Origin of the sequence: Butyricimonas paravirosa (genome assembly GCF_032878955.1) — a bacterium.
Taxonomy (GTDB): Bacteria; Bacteroidota; Bacteroidia; order Bacteroidales; family Marinifilaceae; genus Butyricimonas; species Butyricimonas paravirosa.
On record NZ_CP043839.1, the window covers coordinates 1,525,786 to 1,541,552 of the forward strand.

The following is a 15,767-nucleotide window of genomic DNA, read 5'->3' on the forward strand; positions in this document are numbered from 1 at the left end:
TGCCGAAACCTGAAAGGCCCCGACCTTGCGCTGCGGAAAAGGGCACGGAGCTACATTTGCCAAGAATCGGAACGGCGGGATGCCTTTCTCCGTCTTTCGTCTTCTACAAGAATAGCGTGTAACGGCTCCACGCTATATCTTACCGGTTGTATGGTCCGTCAATGTCCCGTGGACTTCCTGCCCGTGTTCTTCCGTCCCGACTGTTTCGGGGCGTTCCTTGCCTGCGGTTTGGGGAACGAGAGCGTAACGTTATACTCCTTGTCGAATGCCAGGGCAGCGTCGAACGCCGTCCCTTTCTTGCCCTTGAAGCCCTTGATGAGCTTGGTGGTTCCCGAAGAAAAGAGCTGCGCGAGATGCTGGTCGGTCAGCTCCTTGTTCAGAAAGCGTCTGAAAACGAGCAGTCCGCACCCCTCGTTGTTGCATTTGGCAAGTTTCTGCCGGAGGATGATTTTCCCTTTTCCGCACTTGGGGCATACGATGCCGCCGCTTGCCGTTTCGGGGAAACGGATGGAAAGTACCTCTTCGGTGACCTGGCGGGCATAGACGCTGATGGAGCGCATGAAGGTTTCCGGGGAGAGCTTGTGCCGCTCGATCTGCATGAGCGTCTTTTCCCAACTGCCGGTCAGTTCCACGTCCGCCACGCGCATTTTTCTGACGGCTTCATAGACGGCCATTCCCTTGTCGGTCGGCACGAGTGCTTTCCCGGAACGTTCGACGTATTCCCGCTTGAAAAGGGTGGCGATGACGGCCGCACGGGTCGCCGGAGTTCCGATGCCCAGCTCCTTCATCGCCTCGCGCGCCTCCTCGTCTGCCAGCTCCTTGCCGCAACTCTCCATGGCCGCGAGCAGGGTGGCCTCCGTGTATAGCGGCTTGGGCATGGTCTTTTTCTTTGCAAGACTGCGCCCCGACACGGGGACGGTTTCCGATTCGTCGAATCGGGCCGTGCCTTTGTTTTCCGTCTCTTCGTCGTTCTCCTTGTCTTCCGAACGGTTGAATACGGCTCTCCAGCCCGGTTTGACCACGGAAACGGAGTGGGAACGGAACGTCAGCCCGTCCACCGCAGCCTCGATGACCAGTGTCTCTTTTTCGCATACGGGCGAGAATGCTTCGAGCATACGCCCGGCAATCATCCGGTAAACGGCCTGCTCCTGCTCAGTAAGCGTTTCCATGACCGGCTGTACACCGGTGACGATCAGCGCGTGGTGGTCGGTCACTTTCCCCGCGTTGACGCTACGGGTGGAAAGATTGTCCCAATCCAATGTGCCGCCGTATTCCCGGAACTCTTTCATGCCGATGACCCCGCGGAGCAAATCGGGAACCTGCCGCATCACGTCGTCCGGGATGTAGCGGCTTCCGGTACGGGGATACGAGATGAGTTTCTTCTCGTAGAGGGACTGGGCGACAGCAAGCGTCTTTTCCGCCGAAAGGTCGAGATGCACGTTGCAGTCCTTTTGGAGTGCCGTCAGGTCATACAGCAATGGAGGAGCCTGGAAACCCCGTTTGCGCTCCGTTTTCGTAATCGCCGCCATCGAATCGATGGTGATCCGGTCGTAGAGCCTGTCGGCCTCCGTTTTCTCCGGGATATTCTCCACATGGCGGAACTGCCTGAAATCGTCCCCTTTTTTGAGGGTCACGGAGAGTTGCCAGTAATCGGTCGGCACGAACTCCCGGTTTTCCTTGAAACGGGCGCAAATCATGGCGAGTGTCGGGGTCTGCACCCGTCCGAGCGACTGGTTGAACGTGCCGGAGGCTATCGCAAGGGCCTGGCTCGCGTTGATGCCCACCAGCCAGTCCGCCTTTGCCCGGCAGTCGGCGGCATGGTAGAGGCTGTCGTATTCCGTTCCCTCTTTCAGTTCGGAGAGCCCTTTGCGGATGGCTTCGTCCGTGAGCGAGGAGATCCAGAGCCTGCGGAAAGGTTTCGTGTACCCCAGGTAGGAATAGATGTACCTGAATATAAGTTCGCCTTCGCGACCCGCATCCGTCGCCACAATAATGGCGCTGCACCTGCTGAACACGGAATCGATGGTGCGGAGCTGTTTGGCGGCCACCGGGTCGGTAGCCATACCGCGGTCGGTCTTGCGCTGCCGGATGACGAGCTGGAACGGGTCGGGCAAGAGGGGCAGGTTGTCGCCCGATGTACGCGTGTAACCGTATGTGCCCGGAAGGGCGAGCTGTACCAGATGTCCCAGCGCCCATGTGACCGAGTAGCCGTTACCTTCCATATACCCGTCTTTCGCTTCCGTCGCGCCCGCGATTCGTGCTATCTCCCGGCCTACACTCGGTTTTTCTGCTATAATTGCTATCATAAGTGAAAAAGATTAAGCCGTTCCCCGAAACGCTTAAGCTCAGGGAAACGGCAGGTTGAATACTATTGTCCGATGGGTCTGATACCGTTGATTTCCAGTAACGGGGTGTCGTTCTTCCGCACCAGCTGAAGGGTGGCGTCCATAACGACATCCACACCGAGCAATACCAGGCTGAGGGCTATCACGTTCGTTCTCTCGCCTCTGAGGAGGGTGTCAAGTTCCCCCGCCATTTCCAGTTCGTCCTTCAGGATGCCGATGGCGGCGAGCTCTTCCCAGTTCACGTCTTCCGCCTTGAAAGGCGTGTTGTTCTTGTTTTCTTTCATCTTCGTGAAAATTTTAATCGGTTTATACTGCTTTATCCGGCCTTATTGGCTTACGCTTCGTCTGGAAGAGCGTTTGTTGCCCTGGCTCTCTGCCTGTTTGTTCTTGTTGGCCTCGGCTACCACGTTGCGTTGCGTCGCGCTGCGGTCACGGTCGGGATTTCCGTTGTAGTAGTTCAGCTTACCGCTGTTGAAGTCGGCCTTGACATACTGCGAAAACTTCTTGCCGTCGTACCCCGTCATGCCCTCCACGAGCACGGCCTTGCCGTCCTGGAGCTGTCCCCGCTGTTTGGCCGTCAGGACAACGCCCCATATTTCTGCCGGAATCTTGAACTCCTCACGCTGGTCAAAACCGTCGGGAGTCTTGGAATACTGCGGGTTGCCCGTTTCCATGTTGAGCCTGACGAACGAGGAAAAGACCTCACCTCTGCGGCTGATCATATCCTTAATGAAGATAGCCTTGCCTTCGCTCAGTTCCTTTTTATCCTCCGGTGTCAGCTTGACCCCGTTGAGTTCCTTCGGGATATAGATTTCCCTTGCTCCCTCCGGGGAGTCGGGGTTATATCTCGTGTACGCGGGACGGCCGCTGGCCTCGTCGAGCTTGACGAAAGCGGAAAAAACCTCGCCGTCCCTGCGCTTCATGTCCTCCACGAAAATCGCCTTGCCGGCGTTCAGCGCCTCGACCTGTTTTGGGGAAAGTGCCACGCCGCCGAGTTCCTGACGGTTGAAAATCCTGTCGTTCGGGAAGATGTATTCGAGTCCCTTGCGGTCGGCGTTGAACTGGAGGTAGGCATCGAACGAATTACCGGCTTTCGATGTCATGCCCTCCACGTAGATGGCCTTGCCTTCACGAAGCTCGGCCTTTTCCTGGTCGGTCAGCGTCACGCCGCTGATTTTCTCGGGGATATAGGCATTTTCCGCCTTCATGGCCACGATCTCGTTGGTCAGCCTGTCGATGCTGAGGAACGAGGGCACCTCCTCATTACGTACCCTGAGGTTCACCACACGTCCCATGTTGCCGCTTTCACGCAGGTTTTTCTTGTCCTCTTCGGAGAAGATATGCCCGAAGAACGGCCTTTCGAGGTCGGGCTGCTGGCGTATGCCGTGTATGCCCAGCACCACGGGGCCTTGCGGGGATTGCTGGAAAGAGAGACGGGCATCCGTGCGGAGTACGGCGGAGCCGAAGTTCATGGTAATGGGCACGACCTGGTTGGTCTTGTAGCCTTTGAGCATCGAGTCCAAAAGCCCGCGCTCCTGAAGGTATTCACGGGACAGCCCGAAGTGCTTGAGCTGTTCCCAGTCGATCATCGATTCGTTGAACCGGTACTTGGGCTGGCCGTCCTGTGCGGTCTGCGCCTGGGTGGTTTGTTCTTGCTTTGCCATTTCTTTGTCATTTTGATTGTTGATACTCTGTTCTTTGCCTTTCGGCGTGATGTCGTACTTCGCGAGGAACTCCTCCACCGCGTCGGTCTTCTTTCCTGCGGCGAGGTCTTCGATGGCCTGTCTGACTTTCGGGTCATCGAGCGCCTGCTCCTTGACGGAGAGGATGCCGAACCGGGTCGGGTCTTTCAGCTGGCTCCAGAGGTTCTTGACGAAACTCTCGAACATGTTCGCGTAACGGTCGAGTTTGAGGAACGAGTTGCGGTTTTCCTCTTTGGCGGGTACGGATTCATACCTGCCGTTCTTGTCGAGTTTGGTGACTGCTTGCAGGAGCAGTTCCATTTTGTCAAGAATGAGGATGATGTCGCTGAACTGCTCGTTCTCAACGACCGGAGGGCTTTGCTTCGGGGTGTCGCCCCTGATGTTTTCTGCTGCCATAAACGGATGTTTTAAGCGTTAATAAAATCGTTTGTCGATGCAAATATATAGGCTTAATCTATTCAAAATATTGATATACAAATAGTTGTCGATTTGTTTCATCGGATGACATCACGTTACACCGCAAAAGGGGAAACCGTAGTGGAGAAAAAGCCGGAAAGGCACGAAAAAAGAGCGGCGGACACGACAAGGGGTGCAAAGGGAACGCAAGGGGCAGGACGCCCGCAAGCAAAGAAACAGTATTATGCAGAAGAGTGAGGCGAGCCGCTTTTGTCCCCGCCTTCTTCGGGAGGATGAAAACAGGAAACAGACTTTTGTGGGAGCGTGATAATATCGGGAAAGACCCGGGATTTTTCGGGGAGCGGACGGAATACGGCTTTCCCGTCCTTGTCCGTATTATGCGTCATCGTTCGGCTTCGCCTGCTAAGTCCCAGGCCTTTCCCCAACTCGGAAAGGCTGAACCTGCGCGTTTTTTAGGCGGAAAAATTACCGCAGGGAATTTTTTGCCTAAAACCCGCAGGGCTTGAACGCGACACGGTTCGGACTTCCGAGTTACCTTCAAAAAGGACTTGGCCGGCGGAGCGTACCATGATGCCTGTGGCGCAAGGATGGATGAAGTCTGCAAATTATCGGCACTATTCCGGTTTAGTGCCGAAATTTTGTGAATAATGGGATTTCGATTGGACTGATTGTTGAGACGTGGTATTGGAAATACAAATTATTGGCACTATTTTGAATTAGTGCCGAAATTTTGCTAACTTTGCAGAGAAAACAGATTCAAGATGAGTAACGAAACGACAACAGCCATACTCGATTATGCCGAAATGCACCATGATTTCAGCATAGAGGACTTGTTTGCCTATCTTCACGAGAGAACCGGCATCAACAGGTCTTCCTTGTCATGGTATCTGTTCAAACTTGTAGATGATAACGCACTCGTCAGAATCGGACGCGGCATGTATGGCAAAGTGGTGAAGCAATCCTTTTCTCCGAAACCGACAGATGAAGTGAAAAAGGTATATGAACTGCTGCAAGCCAATTTCCCGTTTGCCAGGTTTTGTGTCTATCAAGGTGAAATCATCGCACCGTTACAACATCATCTTTCTTCCAACAGTGTAATCTACGTGGAAACGGAAAGGGATTCGGCGGAAACCGTTTTCAATTTTCTGAAAAACGAAGGCCGGGAGGCTTACCTTCGACCGGACAAGGAAATGATATACCGTTACGTGGATATGGACCGCAGGGCGTTCTTTGTCAAAAATCTGGTTTCGGAAGCACCCTTGCAGAAAGTGTCCGATGTACCGATGCCTACATTGGAAAAATTGCTGGTCGATATATTGAGGGACTCCGACTTTTTCTATCTGCAAGGCAGTGAAAGCGAACATATCATAGAAAATGCCTTTAACCTTTATGCCGTTAACCGAAGCCGGCTTTTCAGGTATGCCGGCAGACGGAAGGTGAAGGAAGAATTATCGTCCATCCTGAATAATTTGAATATACAATGATAAAGAAAGAATGTTTCACGACAGAATGGATCGGGCAGGTCTCATCCGCATTGCATTACAATGACAAGAACCTGATAGAAAAAGTAATCCGCGCATTGTCGCTGCTTGAAATGTTGGTCGGGGCCGGCTGTCCTTTGGTTTTCAAGGGCGGAACGGCACTGATGCTCATACTCGGAAAGTCGGCCCATCGTCTGTCCATCGACATTGATGTGATTTGTCCTCCGGGGACAAATATCGAGGATTACCTGAAAGCGTTTGCCGATTTCGGTTTTACCGATCTGGAACTTGTAGAGCGCAAGCAAAGGAATGACGCCAACATCCCTAAAAGCCATTCCAAGTTTTTCTACCAGATAGCCTACCGGAATGATACGGACGCGCAATCCTACATCTTGCTGGACGTATTGTACGAAGATGTTCATTATTTACGGACCCGGCAGATAGCCATAGACAGCCCGTTCATCCGTTTGGAGGGAGAGCCGCTAATGGTAACGGTTCCTTCCGCGGAAGATATTCTCGGGGACAAGCTGACGGCTTTCGCTCCCAACACGACCGGAATACCTTATTATAAAAACGGCAAGTCCTGCTCGATGGAGATTGCCAAACAGCTCTATGACGTGGGCAGGCTGTTCGAGAATGTATCGGATTTGCAGATCACCTCACAGGCGTTCCGTAAGATTGCAGCGGTGGAACTTTCATACCGTTCTTTAGGGACTGATGCAGGACTGGTGTTCAACGATATTCGCCAGACGGCTCTTTGCATATCCACACGGGGCAAAGCAGGAGAAGGAGATTTCAATCTGATGCAGGACGGTATCATCCGTGTCAAGTCGTTCATGTACAAACAACGTTATCTGATAGACAACGCCATTATTGATGCAGCACGGGCGGCTTACCTGGCCACGCTGATTGAAAAAGGCGTTACACAAGTGGAACCGTACCCGGAAAATCCGAACGATATAAAAGATTTGGTTATCCGGACTTCATTGACAAACAAGTTGAACAAGCTGAAATCCAATTTGCCGGAAGCCTACTACTATTGGGCTAAAACGAGTGAGTTGCTGGAATCTTGAAAAGGAATACCCAAACTTGCGGTGGCGGATTAACACAATACAAGAGAAGCCGGTTCAAATTGCATACGGACTTGAACCGGCTTTTTCTATAAACAGGTATTTTAATGAGTATCAGGTGTGGATGCTCCATCCATGAAACGGTTCCAACAGAACGGAATACGACCGGTCGGGATTGCCGTGATAGATTAATCCCCCGACGATACCTGTCTTTCCGTCCGGATAGCATTCCCTGAACCCGAACGAGTGGGGAGCGAAATCCCGGTAAAGTTCTATTTCACACGGGCAGTTGGGATTGTTCTCCCACTGTTCCAACCTTTTCAGGCAATTATCCAGCGATGTGTCGCCGATTTCCTTTGCATATTTCACTACCTTGTCGTAGTGTTCCTGACATAGAATTTTCATATTGCAATATTGTTTAATGGGTTTGACGATTGTGTGGGATTTAGCCGTTACAGCATTTATCTAAGTCATGGATTTCCGTTACGATGAAGTCCTCGCCGCCAAATTCGCACAATGATTTGAGACCGGAGAGGCCGTCGCAGTAGAAGAAAATATCATCCTCTTCATCGGGATTGCAGTCTGAAGAGAGCCGGATTTTTACATGTTCGCTGTTATTGTCGTCTTTCCACACGACAACGCAAACGGCGTATTCGGGTTCCTCTTTCTTTTCTTCCACGTACCGTTGATATATCCGGTCGATATCCTCCTTTACCTCGTCCGTGTCGGTCAACACGGTTCCGTGACCGCACTTCCCGCACCAGCCGTATTGGAATGACTCGTCGGTATAATTGTGGAACTCCTTTGTGTTGGGGTCAATCATGGCTTCACAACTTACTTTCGTGCCGCCGCATTTTGTACAGATTACATTCATGTCATTTCATTTTCAGATCATAAAATCCGGCTTGCAGACCGGGAGGAGCATTTACGTCCGCAAGTCGCAAGCCGGGAGATTGATTCATTCATACGATGTCTACGCTTCCGTTTCTTCAAGCAGTTCTTTAATGAAGTCGATGTTCCGGCGGTTCATGTACGACTGCCAGCAACTGTTGTGACGCGACCAGCGGAACCCGTGCTGTTTGAGAGAATCCCGGATCTCCTTGGCGGGGATATCATCGAAAAATACCTGAAGGCGGTTTTCCGGATAATTTTCCACCACCCGCACACCGTTAATCGTGTATTCCTTTTCCGGTGTGCCTTTCATCCGTTTCGCCAGTTCCAGCCTCTTCTTGATACGGTTGATGTTGGCGTTGTTGTTGGAAAGTGAGAATGACGGAAAACCGATGTGCCCGTAACACGGGGTGAGCAGTTCGACGGCACTTTTTTCCGAGTATCCCAATTCCATCAGCCGGACCTTTTTCTCCTCTTCGGTCAGTTTCTTGTTCTTGACCACTTTGTTTGCCGCTTTCATGTCTTCTTGCGCCTTGACCAGTTCGGCCAGCTTCTGCTCCAGCTTTTCCACGGCATTGTCGTCATCCAGATAGATGGCGTTGTTGTTCTCCGCCGCTTCCGCTTTCCGCTCATAATAATCCGCTTTCTCGGAAGCCTTCACGCTTTGCCCCATCTTGTTCCAGATTTTCTCCCGATAGTTCCTGTCCGCTTTCCCATGCACGGGCTGTCCCATCGGGATTACGCTTGCCATGGATTCGGACTGCCTGAAACATTGTTCGGATTGCTTTCTCGCATTGTCTGCAAGCTCACGGTATCTGTCCGTTCTTGCCTGTTGTCTTTCTTCTCTGTTCATCGCTTTTTGTTTTAAGTTGTCAATAAAGTAATTCCTTGATTCTTTTGATGGTAAATATTCCTTTCAAGGGCTTCTCCAATTCCTTGTGCCGGAGGATACACTTGTACAAACCGGCATCTGTCCGTTCATACAATCTCACGGAAATGAACTCGTCATTTTCAAAGAGATACTCCATTTCCTTCTGTGATGCTTTGATTTTTACATGACTTTCCATCGTCTTTTAATTTATGGGTTAAACTTGGGTTTTGCCCGTCTCAGGATATGCAGGTTATCATACCCGACCGATGTCAGTTCAGCCAGCAGTTCCCTGTATTCTTCCGCGGTGGCGGGTCTTGTTACGGCAATCACGCCGGCATAATCCGCCGCGGCATGCTGTCCCGTGTGCATATAGGATGTGACGGCATTTCCATGCGCATTCCACGGCATATATGGAAAGAGGGCGATTATCTCTCCCTCTTTGAACCTTCTGAATACCACTCTCGTCAGCTGTCTTTTCTCTGCCATACCGTTTCATTTTCTGTTATGGTTCCATTACAAAAGTGACCTTGTAGGTCTTGCAGGGCTTGCCGAATGCCGGATAGCGGTCGAACTCGCTGTACGATTCCCAATCCACCGACATGACATAACCTTTGGGGAAATTTTCGGTGATGAACCCGGTTACCATTTCCCGGTCTTCGTCGGTGATGAAAAGGTCTTCATCCATACCGTATTCCAGCGCGTAGAGCGCCCATTCGGGAATGTTGTCCCATACGATTGTTTCTCTGCGGTCCTCACTCATGGCATCTGTTTTTATATCATTGAACCATCAGTTCACGGATAATGCCGTCCAGTTCCGTTTCCCATTTTCCTGTTCCGTCTGTCATCGACGGGTAGGTCAGTTGCTGCCACTGACGGTAATCGAAAACTTTCATTCGGAGCGGATAATAGTCGAACAGTTTCCGGTTTCCGAAGAATACTCTCAGGTGATTGGTTCCGACTTCCATCAGTTTCAGACCGTAACGGTTGAGAATCTCGTGGAATCTTTTCATCGGTGTGAAGTTGCTTCTGCTCATAACTGCATTCTTTTTGAGTTAAACATCTGAGGCTCCGGGGAGCCACTATTTCCTTTTCTTACCTGCCTGACCGTCCTGTGCCCGGATAGTGCAAGGCTTTGCGAAAAAATACCGGAGCCGGAACGGCGAGGATGATTTTTTCAGCAAACCCCAACGGGGCCCCGGCCTTGCACTATCCGTCGGGGCGCAGGACTACCTTTGCAGGTAGAAAAGAAATAGTGCATTTGTTTTTTAGAAGTGCTTGTGATGAAAGCATAAAAAAAGAAAAGCGGAACATGCCGTCCGACACATTCCGCCACGATGATATAATATATAGGTATGACAGTTACTGCTTCTCTTGCTTTCCGTCCTCCTGCGGAAGCAGGTGCCTGAGGTTCGGATCATTGGCTATACGCTCCATCTCATCCTCGATAATCTGCACCACGTCCGCCTTGATACGCGTGTAGTTCCGTTCTATCTGTTGCTGCATGATGTCGTTGCCCTCGCTGTCCTTGAACTCGTTGATGACGGGTATCTTTTTGTAAGCCTTGGTTTCTGCCGCCACTTTCTCGGTATCCACGATAATGCGGGCATGGAAAATCTTCTGTTCGATTTCCTCCCCGAAATTATCCGCCACGCTGCCCACGAACGTACCTTGCGAGAGATTGGCGATTTTGGATGCAGGAATAAGCGAATCCATCTGCGTGTTGATGGAAGTCGAGGTATCTTGCCGGTTGATGGAGAGCGACTGCCGTTGTTGCAGGATTTTACCGAAACGTTCCGAGAGATTCTTGGCCGTTTCTCCCACGACCTGCCCGCTGAAAATATTGCCCACCGTATTTTGGATCACTTTCGCCTCCTTGTCCCCGTAATCCCTTGCTAACTGACTGAAATCCTGAAAACCGAGACAGACGGCCACCTTGTTGCTTCGGGCAGTGGCGATCAGATTGTCGATACCCCGAAAATATATGGTAGGAAGTTCGTCAATGATGATAGAGGATTTAAGCTGTCCTTTCTTGTTTACCAGTTTCACGATTCTGCTGTTGTACAGTCCGAGCGCGGCGGAATAAATGTTCTGCCTGTCCGGATTATTCCCCACGCAAAGGATTTTCGGGTGTTCGGGATTGTTCAGGTCAAGCGTGAAATCATCGCCCGTCATCACCCAGTACAGTTGCGGGGAAATCATCCTCGAAAGGGGGATTTTCGCGCTCGCGATCTGGCCTTGGAGCTGGTCCTGCGCGCCCCCTTGCCAGGCATCCATAAACGGGCTCAGATAATTTTCCAAAGCGGGATAAGAGGTCAGAATCGTGAAGATATCCGCGTAGGGCTTGTTCAGAAATTCGATGGCGTGCGGGAACGTGCAGTATTTCCCGCCCCTGTAAATCCGCAAATACCAGATAATTGCCGCAAGCAGGATAATCGGCGACTCCACGAAGAAATCACCCTGTTTCTGTATCCAGGTCTTGTTCAAATTGAGCATGATGGTATAGGCACTTTCATAGGCGTCCGAGATGTCCGCCATGAATTTCGGGTTGATGGGATTGCAACGGTGCGAGCGGCGCGGGTCATCGAAATTGATGACGTAAAATTCGGGCTTCACCTTGTATTTGTCGAGATTCTTGAGCAGTTCGTTGTAGGCGATAATGGAGAGGTCATCGAATTTGTAGTCATAGATATATACAGCGAACCCTTTGGATATCTGCTGTTTGATATAGCTGTTTACCACCGCGAAACTCTTTCCCGATCCGGGAGTGCCCAACACGATAGTGGCCCTGAAAGGATTGACGATATTGATCCAGCCGTCCCATTCTTTCTTCTGGTACACGAACTTGGTGGGCAGATTTACCGAGTATTCGTTTTCCATCAGGACGGTGTTCTGCATGAATGATTCATTCTCCATGTTGAACACGTCATCCATCAGGTCGTTTTTCAGCATACGGCTTACCCACACGCCGGCCATCAGCATCAGGATATATCCGGTCGTGAGCGTTGCCGTGTACAGTCCGGCCTTGGCTATGGAAGATACCGGCAGTTCCAGCATCCACCAGTTCATGAAGAACAGCACCAGCCCGCCGAGAAAGAAGGCATAAATTTTATTCCAGGTCATATCCCGGTTCTTGACCCCTTTCGTGCCCAGACAGGAAAGGGCGAGAAATATGAGCGCGAATACCTTTGTCAATAGAAGGCTCCTGAACAGTCCCGCAGTCCGTTGGAAGTTCAGCAGGATCTTATCCACAATTCCGATGGAGATACCCATGTCGGAAAATGCCTGATAACAGTACCAGTACACATGAATCACTAAAAACAGGATGGATACGGCCCGCATGAACTCCATTGTCTTGGCCAATCCGCGAATGTCGTCTTCTTGTTGCATAATCGTAGATTTTAATTGAATGAATAATCGGGTTTCAAAGGCCGCGTGAACGGCGTTTTTTCTTTTTCTTCTTTTGCAGCATTCGCGCGAGGGCTTCCTCTTGCGCGTCAGCACCGTTGGCATCGAAAGAAAACATGCCGAAGACCTGCTCGATGGAACTCTCCATGTCACCGGAGCGGAGCGACTGCATATCCTCGCCGAACAAGGGGGCTTGCGGCAGGACGGCATCTTCCGGAGAGCGGAATAGTTTCTCGAACACGTTGGCGGAAAATTCTTTTCCCAACCGGGAACCGTTGTACACCTCCTTGTTGTTATGGTCGATAAACGTGACCCCGTAGATGCGGCCTTCATCGTTGGTTCTAAAAACCGTGTCGATGCCCCGTTCACGCAACAGCTCCGTGAACGCTTCCTTACTGCCCATGCAGCCGTGCATGGCAAGTGCCACATCGTTCCGGATTTTCGGTTGCCATTTCTTCGCCTTGAACTCCCCGGTGTTGTATCGGAGCCGTTTCTCCACCCCCTGATACCCGAAACGTTTGTCGATAAGCGAGGACTTGATGGGTGCGCTGACCGCCTTGCCGTTGTCGTCCGTAACGGCATAGACAATGCCCGTGTAGGGAACGCCCCCGTGTTCCCCCTTGACCTGTTTGGCTTCGATGTTGAAACAGGAAAGCAGGGCGCTGTACTCGCCGAATGTCTGGAAACAGTAGGCCGTGAAGACGCTTTTGAGGATATTGGATACCTGCCGTTTCAGGTCGCCTTGCGTGTAGTCAGCTTTTTTCAGGTAAATGCCGAGCTGTTCATCCTTCTTGTCCGCGTGTTGCTTTAACCCGAACTCCCGTTCCAGTTCCCGGCAGGCTTTCATCGAACGGTTCCACTCGTAGGCATCATCTATCTTTTCGCCTTTCTCGTTCACGCAGGTGGAAACGATGTGGATATGCCGACGGCCGATGTCCTCGTGCATATATACAATGTACGGCTGGTCGCCGTACCCCATTTTATCCATGTACTCCTTTGCCAGATTGGCAAATTGCGCGTCCGTCAGCTTGTCTTCGGGAGACGGGTTGAGCGAGATGTGCAGGATGGGTTTCTCCGTGTTCCTGTTGGCGAGCAGGTAACTCTCGAACGCCCACATCGTCCGTTGCATCAGACGCTCGGGACTGTCCGTGATGTCGGCAATCATCCGGTTGCCGGAAATGATGCGGGCATGGGAATCGCCGACCTTCTGCTGGTTGTAGGCTATCGCCCCGTAGAGCGATGCGCCGCGGTTGATTTTCGCTACCATAACTTATAGGGATTGACGGTTACGGTTCAGGTATTTCTCCTCGTATTCCCGGGTCAGCGCGATGATCTGCCTGCTGAGAACCACTAATTCCATCGTGGTTTTCTCCAATTTATACAGTAAGGCAAGCGCACGCTTGTCGCTGAAATTGCTCTTGACAGCCTTTACCGTCTGGTTGTAATTGTTGCCTATCGCCTGGAACTGGTGGTAGAAATTGGTCAGCCGGATGTAGTAATCCATCGTTGCCTTGTCGATTTTTACCACCTTGATTTCACGTCCGAAAAGCATGGACTTGATGAATTTCGACCGTTGGGAAAATCCCGACTGCTCGAAAAGAAGCTCGAATTTCCCGTTCTCTTCCGAGTTCAGTTTGATGCCGTAGCGGAAAACGGCGGGATCACTCTTGGGCTTTCTGCCTGCCGTCCTTCTCTTTTTAGGGTTGTTTTCTGTTGCCATATCACTTGTTTTTTTGTTGTTCCTGTCTGTCCGTCAGGATTTCCGACTTTGGAGGAAATCCCTCCCGAGCCGTCAGGCGAGCGGCAAGTTGTTTTGGGATGCCCGAATTATTTCGGGCGGCCCAAAACACAACTTGCTATGTTCGCTTGAACATGAATTTGCCTTTCGTCAAATTATCGGGGCCGGTGAAACTTTCGGGTTTCGCGGGGTACATCCGATGCCTCTGCAAACCATGACGGGACCGGTTGCAAAGTTACCGGTAAGAATCTGTGTGATAAATAGTTAAGTCGGTGTAACAGAATGTCATACGGTGTCATATATCGGCATCAGGCTCCGATTCCGCACGGGATAGACGATAAAGGCGTTTATTTGCAGCATGAACGGTTGCAGCACACCGGACAACAACGGTTTGGGGCATGATTGCACGGACGGTTGCATGAAGGCAACCATACAACCGGGCATTATTGGTTGCAACCATATAACCGTGCCACCATGCCACCATGCAATCAACCATGTAACCGTGCAATCATTCAAGGGTGTAACCACCCGGACATGCAACCGGCCAGTGATGCACGCAACCGTTCATGCAGCCGGTAAACCATATAAGCAAACAGTGATGCAAACAACCAGTAATAACTTAAAACAATAATGATTATGGACAAGGAAACATTATTTGTTGCACTCAGCAACCAGAAAGGCGGCGTCGGAAAATCGGCTTTCACGATTCTGCTCGCCAGTTATTTTCATTACGTGGAAAATCTGAATGTGGCGGTCATCGACTGCGACTCTCCGCAGCACAGCCTCGTACGTATGCGGGAGAGGGACAAAAAGGCCATTGACCGGAGCGACCATTATAAGCAGCAGATGATGGCGCAGTGGGAACGCATCAAAAAGAAAGCCTATCCGATTATCGGTGTCAGGGCGGAGAAAGCGAGGGAAGCCGCCGATGAGCTGGTGAAAAACAGCGAACATCCCATCGACCTGGTTCTGGTCGATCTGCCGGGTACGGTGGACGCGCAGGGCGTGTTCCGTACCATTGTCAATATGGATTACGTGATTACCCCGATTACGGCGGACAAGATGGTCATGCAGAGCAGCCTCTCTTTCTCCACCACCGTGCTGGACTATATTCGCGACAGACCTGAAATCCCGCTGAAGGACATCCTTTTCTTCTGGAACAAGATAGAACGCAGGGCCAATACCGAGGTGTTCGACATCTACCGGATGATGATGCAGCGACTGAAGCTGACAGTGTTGGAAACCACTGTTCCCGACACGTGCCGCTACGATAAGGAGCTGTCCGTCAGCAGCAAGAGTTATTTCCGCTGTACACTGCTGCCGCCTCCGGCCAAATTGCTGAAAGGGAGCGGATTCGTGGAGCTGGCAAACGAACTGAAAGAGAAACTTAAACTGTAACGCGTATGGCAAAGAAAATAGTCGAGGTGGATGAAGACCTCCTCAAAGGAATGATGACGAGCGATATCCCCCTGTATGGAAGGGATACGGAACGGAAGGAAACGGAACCTGCACCGAAAAAAGCGGCGACAGCCGAACCGGAAAATATCTCTGACGCTCCGGCGGAAAGAGAGATCTCGGAGCAACCGAAGTCAGTCAGGAACCGACGAAAAAAGGAAAGCGGTTCGGATTACCGGGAGCTTTTTCTGGTCAATACGCCGAGTCCGAACCGTTCGCAGACCTATATCAACCGGGATATATACGAACGAATCAAACGCTTCCTGCCGCTTATCGCGCCGGAGGTCAGCATCGCCAGTTACATCAGCAATATCCTGGGTGACCACATAGAGCGGCATTGGGAAGAAATCAATGAAATGTACAGTCGGGAACTTTCTAAACCGTTGTAACC

Annotated in this window: 19 protein-coding genes; 5 read left to right on the top strand and 14 right to left on the bottom strand. The window is 51.3% G+C overall.

What is annotated here, in order from left to right; all coding sequences use genetic code 11:
* Positions 1-158: 158 nt before the first annotated feature.
* From F1644_RS06430 to F1644_RS06440, 3 genes are all read right to left on the bottom strand, one after another.
* Positions 159-2,306 (bottom strand): type IA DNA topoisomerase, encoded by a 2,148-nt coding sequence (locus F1644_RS06430; protein ID WP_168044347.1) that lies wholly within the window; start codon positions 2,304-2,306, stop codon positions 159-161.
* Between the two features lie 62 nt (positions 2,307-2,368).
* Positions 2,369-2,629, bottom strand: coding sequence for a DUF4099 domain-containing protein (locus tag F1644_RS06435; RefSeq protein WP_005834126.1), 261 nt, complete (start codon positions 2,627-2,629; stop codon positions 2,369-2,371).
* A gap of 42 nt (positions 2,630-2,671) precedes the next feature.
* On the bottom strand, positions 2,672-4,444 hold the full coding sequence (locus tag F1644_RS06440; protein WP_005834127.1) for a DUF3945 domain-containing protein: 1,773 nt from the start codon (positions 4,442-4,444) through the stop codon (positions 2,672-2,674).
* A 105-nt stretch (positions 4,445-4,549) separates the two neighbouring features.
* Between F1644_RS06440 and F1644_RS06445 the strand changes: the two genes are divergently transcribed.
* The 3 genes from F1644_RS06445 to F1644_RS06455 all read left to right on the top strand — a co-directional run bounded on the left by F1644_RS06445 (position 4,550) and on the right by F1644_RS06455 (position 7,019).
* A complete protein-coding gene (locus F1644_RS06445) occupies positions 4,550-4,702 on the top strand; it encodes a hypothetical protein (protein ID WP_168044345.1) in 153 nt (50 codons plus the stop codon).
* A 524-nt stretch (positions 4,703-5,226) separates the two neighbouring features.
* A complete protein-coding gene (locus tag F1644_RS06450) occupies positions 5,227-5,949 on the top strand; it encodes a type IV toxin-antitoxin system AbiEi family antitoxin domain-containing protein (protein ID WP_005834130.1) in 723 nt (240 codons plus the stop codon).
* A complete protein-coding gene (locus F1644_RS06455) occupies positions 5,946-7,019 on the top strand; it encodes a nucleotidyl transferase AbiEii/AbiGii toxin family protein (protein ID WP_005834132.1) in 1,074 nt (357 codons plus the stop codon). Before F1644_RS06450 ends, F1644_RS06455 begins: the two co-directional genes overlap by 4 nt.
* A gap of 111 nt (positions 7,020-7,130) precedes the next feature.
* On the opposite strand, the gene F1644_RS06460 is transcribed toward F1644_RS06455, so the two are convergent.
* The 11 genes from F1644_RS06460 to F1644_RS06510 all read right to left on the bottom strand — a co-directional run bounded on the left by F1644_RS06460 (position 7,131) and on the right by F1644_RS06510 (position 14,417).
* Complete coding sequence (locus tag F1644_RS06460) at positions 7,131-7,421, bottom strand: DUF4120 family protein (protein ID WP_005834134.1); 291 nt, start codon at positions 7,419-7,421, stop codon at positions 7,131-7,133.
* Positions 7,422-7,461: 40 nt separating this feature from the next.
* Positions 7,462-7,890, bottom strand: coding sequence for a hypothetical protein (locus F1644_RS06465; protein WP_225607944.1), 429 nt, complete (start codon positions 7,888-7,890; stop codon positions 7,462-7,464).
* Positions 7,891-7,989: 99 nt separating this feature from the next.
* Positions 7,990-8,760 (bottom strand): DUF3560 domain-containing protein, encoded by a 771-nt coding sequence (locus F1644_RS06470; protein WP_005834138.1) that lies wholly within the window; start codon positions 8,758-8,760, stop codon positions 7,990-7,992.
* A gap of 19 nt (positions 8,761-8,779) precedes the next feature.
* On the bottom strand, positions 8,780-8,974 hold the full coding sequence (locus tag F1644_RS06475; protein ID WP_005834141.1) for a hypothetical protein: 195 nt from the start codon (positions 8,972-8,974) through the stop codon (positions 8,780-8,782).
* A gap of 11 nt (positions 8,975-8,985) precedes the next feature.
* Complete coding sequence (locus F1644_RS06480; protein WP_005834143.1) at positions 8,986-9,264, bottom strand: hypothetical protein; 279 nt, start codon at positions 9,262-9,264, stop codon at positions 8,986-8,988.
* Positions 9,265-9,280: 16 nt separating this feature from the next.
* Positions 9,281-9,538 (bottom strand): DUF6926 domain-containing protein, encoded by a 258-nt coding sequence (locus F1644_RS06485; protein ID WP_005834145.1) that lies wholly within the window; start codon positions 9,536-9,538, stop codon positions 9,281-9,283.
* Positions 9,539-9,554: 16 nt separating this feature from the next.
* Positions 9,555-9,812: a hypothetical protein gene (locus F1644_RS06490; protein ID WP_005834147.1), complete on the bottom strand. Its 258-nt coding sequence runs from the start codon at positions 9,810-9,812 to the stop codon at positions 9,555-9,557.
* Between the two features lie 325 nt (positions 9,813-10,137).
* Complete coding sequence (gene mobC / locus F1644_RS06495) at positions 10,138-12,165, bottom strand: conjugal transfer protein MobC (RefSeq protein WP_005834149.1); 2,028 nt, start codon at positions 12,163-12,165, stop codon at positions 10,138-10,140.
* Positions 12,166-12,199: 34 nt separating this feature from the next.
* Complete coding sequence (gene mobB, locus F1644_RS06500) at positions 12,200-13,450, bottom strand: conjugal transfer protein MobB (RefSeq protein WP_028728912.1); 1,251 nt, start codon at positions 13,448-13,450, stop codon at positions 12,200-12,202.
* Between the two features lie 3 nt (positions 13,451-13,453).
* Positions 13,454-13,903 (bottom strand): conjugal transfer protein MobA, encoded by a 450-nt coding sequence (mobA, locus tag F1644_RS06505; RefSeq protein WP_005834153.1) that lies wholly within the window; start codon positions 13,901-13,903, stop codon positions 13,454-13,456.
* A 313-nt stretch (positions 13,904-14,216) separates the two neighbouring features.
* Positions 14,217-14,417 (bottom strand): hypothetical protein, encoded by a 201-nt coding sequence (locus F1644_RS06510; RefSeq protein WP_168044343.1) that lies wholly within the window; start codon positions 14,415-14,417, stop codon positions 14,217-14,219.
* A 140-nt stretch (positions 14,418-14,557) separates the two neighbouring features.
* Here F1644_RS06510 and F1644_RS06515 point away from each other — a divergent pair, with 140 nt between their 5' ends.
* Complete coding sequence (locus F1644_RS06515; protein WP_005834157.1) at positions 14,558-15,319, top strand: ParA family protein; 762 nt, start codon at positions 14,558-14,560, stop codon at positions 15,317-15,319.
* Between the two features lie 5 nt (positions 15,320-15,324).
* Positions 15,325-15,765 (top strand): DUF3408 domain-containing protein, encoded by a 441-nt coding sequence (locus F1644_RS06520; RefSeq protein ID WP_005834159.1) that lies wholly within the window; start codon positions 15,325-15,327, stop codon positions 15,763-15,765.
* Positions 15,766-15,767 lie beyond the last annotated feature (2 nt).

What these genes read in the sequence shown, in the direction of transcription:
- F1644_RS06430 (WP_168044347.1), bottom strand. Translation starts at nt 2,306, where the DNA reads ATGATAGCAATTATAGCAGAAAAACCGAGTGTAGGCCGGGAGATAGCA.
- F1644_RS06435 (WP_005834126.1), bottom strand. Translation starts at nt 2,629, where the DNA reads ATGAAAGAAAACAAGAACAACACGCCTTTCAAGGCGGAAGACGTGAAC.
- F1644_RS06440 (WP_005834127.1), bottom strand. Translation starts at nt 4,444, where the DNA reads ATGGCAGCAGAAAACATCAGGGGCGACACCCCGAAGCAAAGCCCTCCG.
- F1644_RS06445 (WP_168044345.1), top strand. Translation starts at nt 4,550, where the DNA reads ATGACATCACGTTACACCGCAAAAGGGGAAACCGTAGTGGAGAAAAAG.
- F1644_RS06450 (WP_005834130.1), top strand. Translation starts at nt 5,227, where the DNA reads ATGAGTAACGAAACGACAACAGCCATACTCGATTATGCCGAAATGCAC.
- F1644_RS06455 (WP_005834132.1), top strand. Translation starts at nt 5,946, where the DNA reads ATGATAAAGAAAGAATGTTTCACGACAGAATGGATCGGGCAGGTCTCA.
- F1644_RS06460 (WP_005834134.1), bottom strand. Translation starts at nt 7,421, where the DNA reads ATGAAAATTCTATGTCAGGAACACTACGACAAGGTAGTGAAATATGCA.
- F1644_RS06465 (WP_225607944.1), bottom strand. Translation starts at nt 7,890, where the DNA reads ATGAATGTAATCTGTACAAAATGCGGCGGCACGAAAGTAAGTTGTGAA.
- F1644_RS06470 (WP_005834138.1), bottom strand. Translation starts at nt 8,760, where the DNA reads ATGAACAGAGAAGAAAGACAACAGGCAAGAACGGACAGATACCGTGAG.
- F1644_RS06475 (WP_005834141.1), bottom strand. Translation starts at nt 8,974, where the DNA reads ATGGAAAGTCATGTAAAAATCAAAGCATCACAGAAGGAAATGGAGTAT.
- F1644_RS06480 (WP_005834143.1), bottom strand. Translation starts at nt 9,264, where the DNA reads ATGGCAGAGAAAAGACAGCTGACGAGAGTGGTATTCAGAAGGTTCAAA.
- F1644_RS06485 (WP_005834145.1), bottom strand. Translation starts at nt 9,538, where the DNA reads ATGAGTGAGGACCGCAGAGAAACAATCGTATGGGACAACATTCCCGAA.
- F1644_RS06490 (WP_005834147.1), bottom strand. Translation starts at nt 9,812, where the DNA reads ATGAGCAGAAGCAACTTCACACCGATGAAAAGATTCCACGAGATTCTC.
- mobC (WP_005834149.1), bottom strand. Translation starts at nt 12,165, where the DNA reads ATGCAACAAGAAGACGACATTCGCGGATTGGCCAAGACAATGGAGTTC.
- mobB (WP_028728912.1), bottom strand. Translation starts at nt 13,450, where the DNA reads ATGGTAGCGAAAATCAACCGCGGCGCATCGCTCTACGGGGCGATAGCC.
- mobA (WP_005834153.1), bottom strand. Translation starts at nt 13,903, where the DNA reads ATGGCAACAGAAAACAACCCTAAAAAGAGAAGGACGGCAGGCAGAAAG.
- F1644_RS06510 (WP_168044343.1), bottom strand. Translation starts at nt 14,417, where the DNA reads ATGGTTGATTGCATGGTGGCATGGTGGCACGGTTATATGGTTGCAACC.
- F1644_RS06515 (WP_005834157.1), top strand. Translation starts at nt 14,558, where the DNA reads ATGGACAAGGAAACATTATTTGTTGCACTCAGCAACCAGAAAGGCGGC.
- F1644_RS06520 (WP_005834159.1), top strand. Translation starts at nt 15,325, where the DNA reads ATGGCAAAGAAAATAGTCGAGGTGGATGAAGACCTCCTCAAAGGAATG.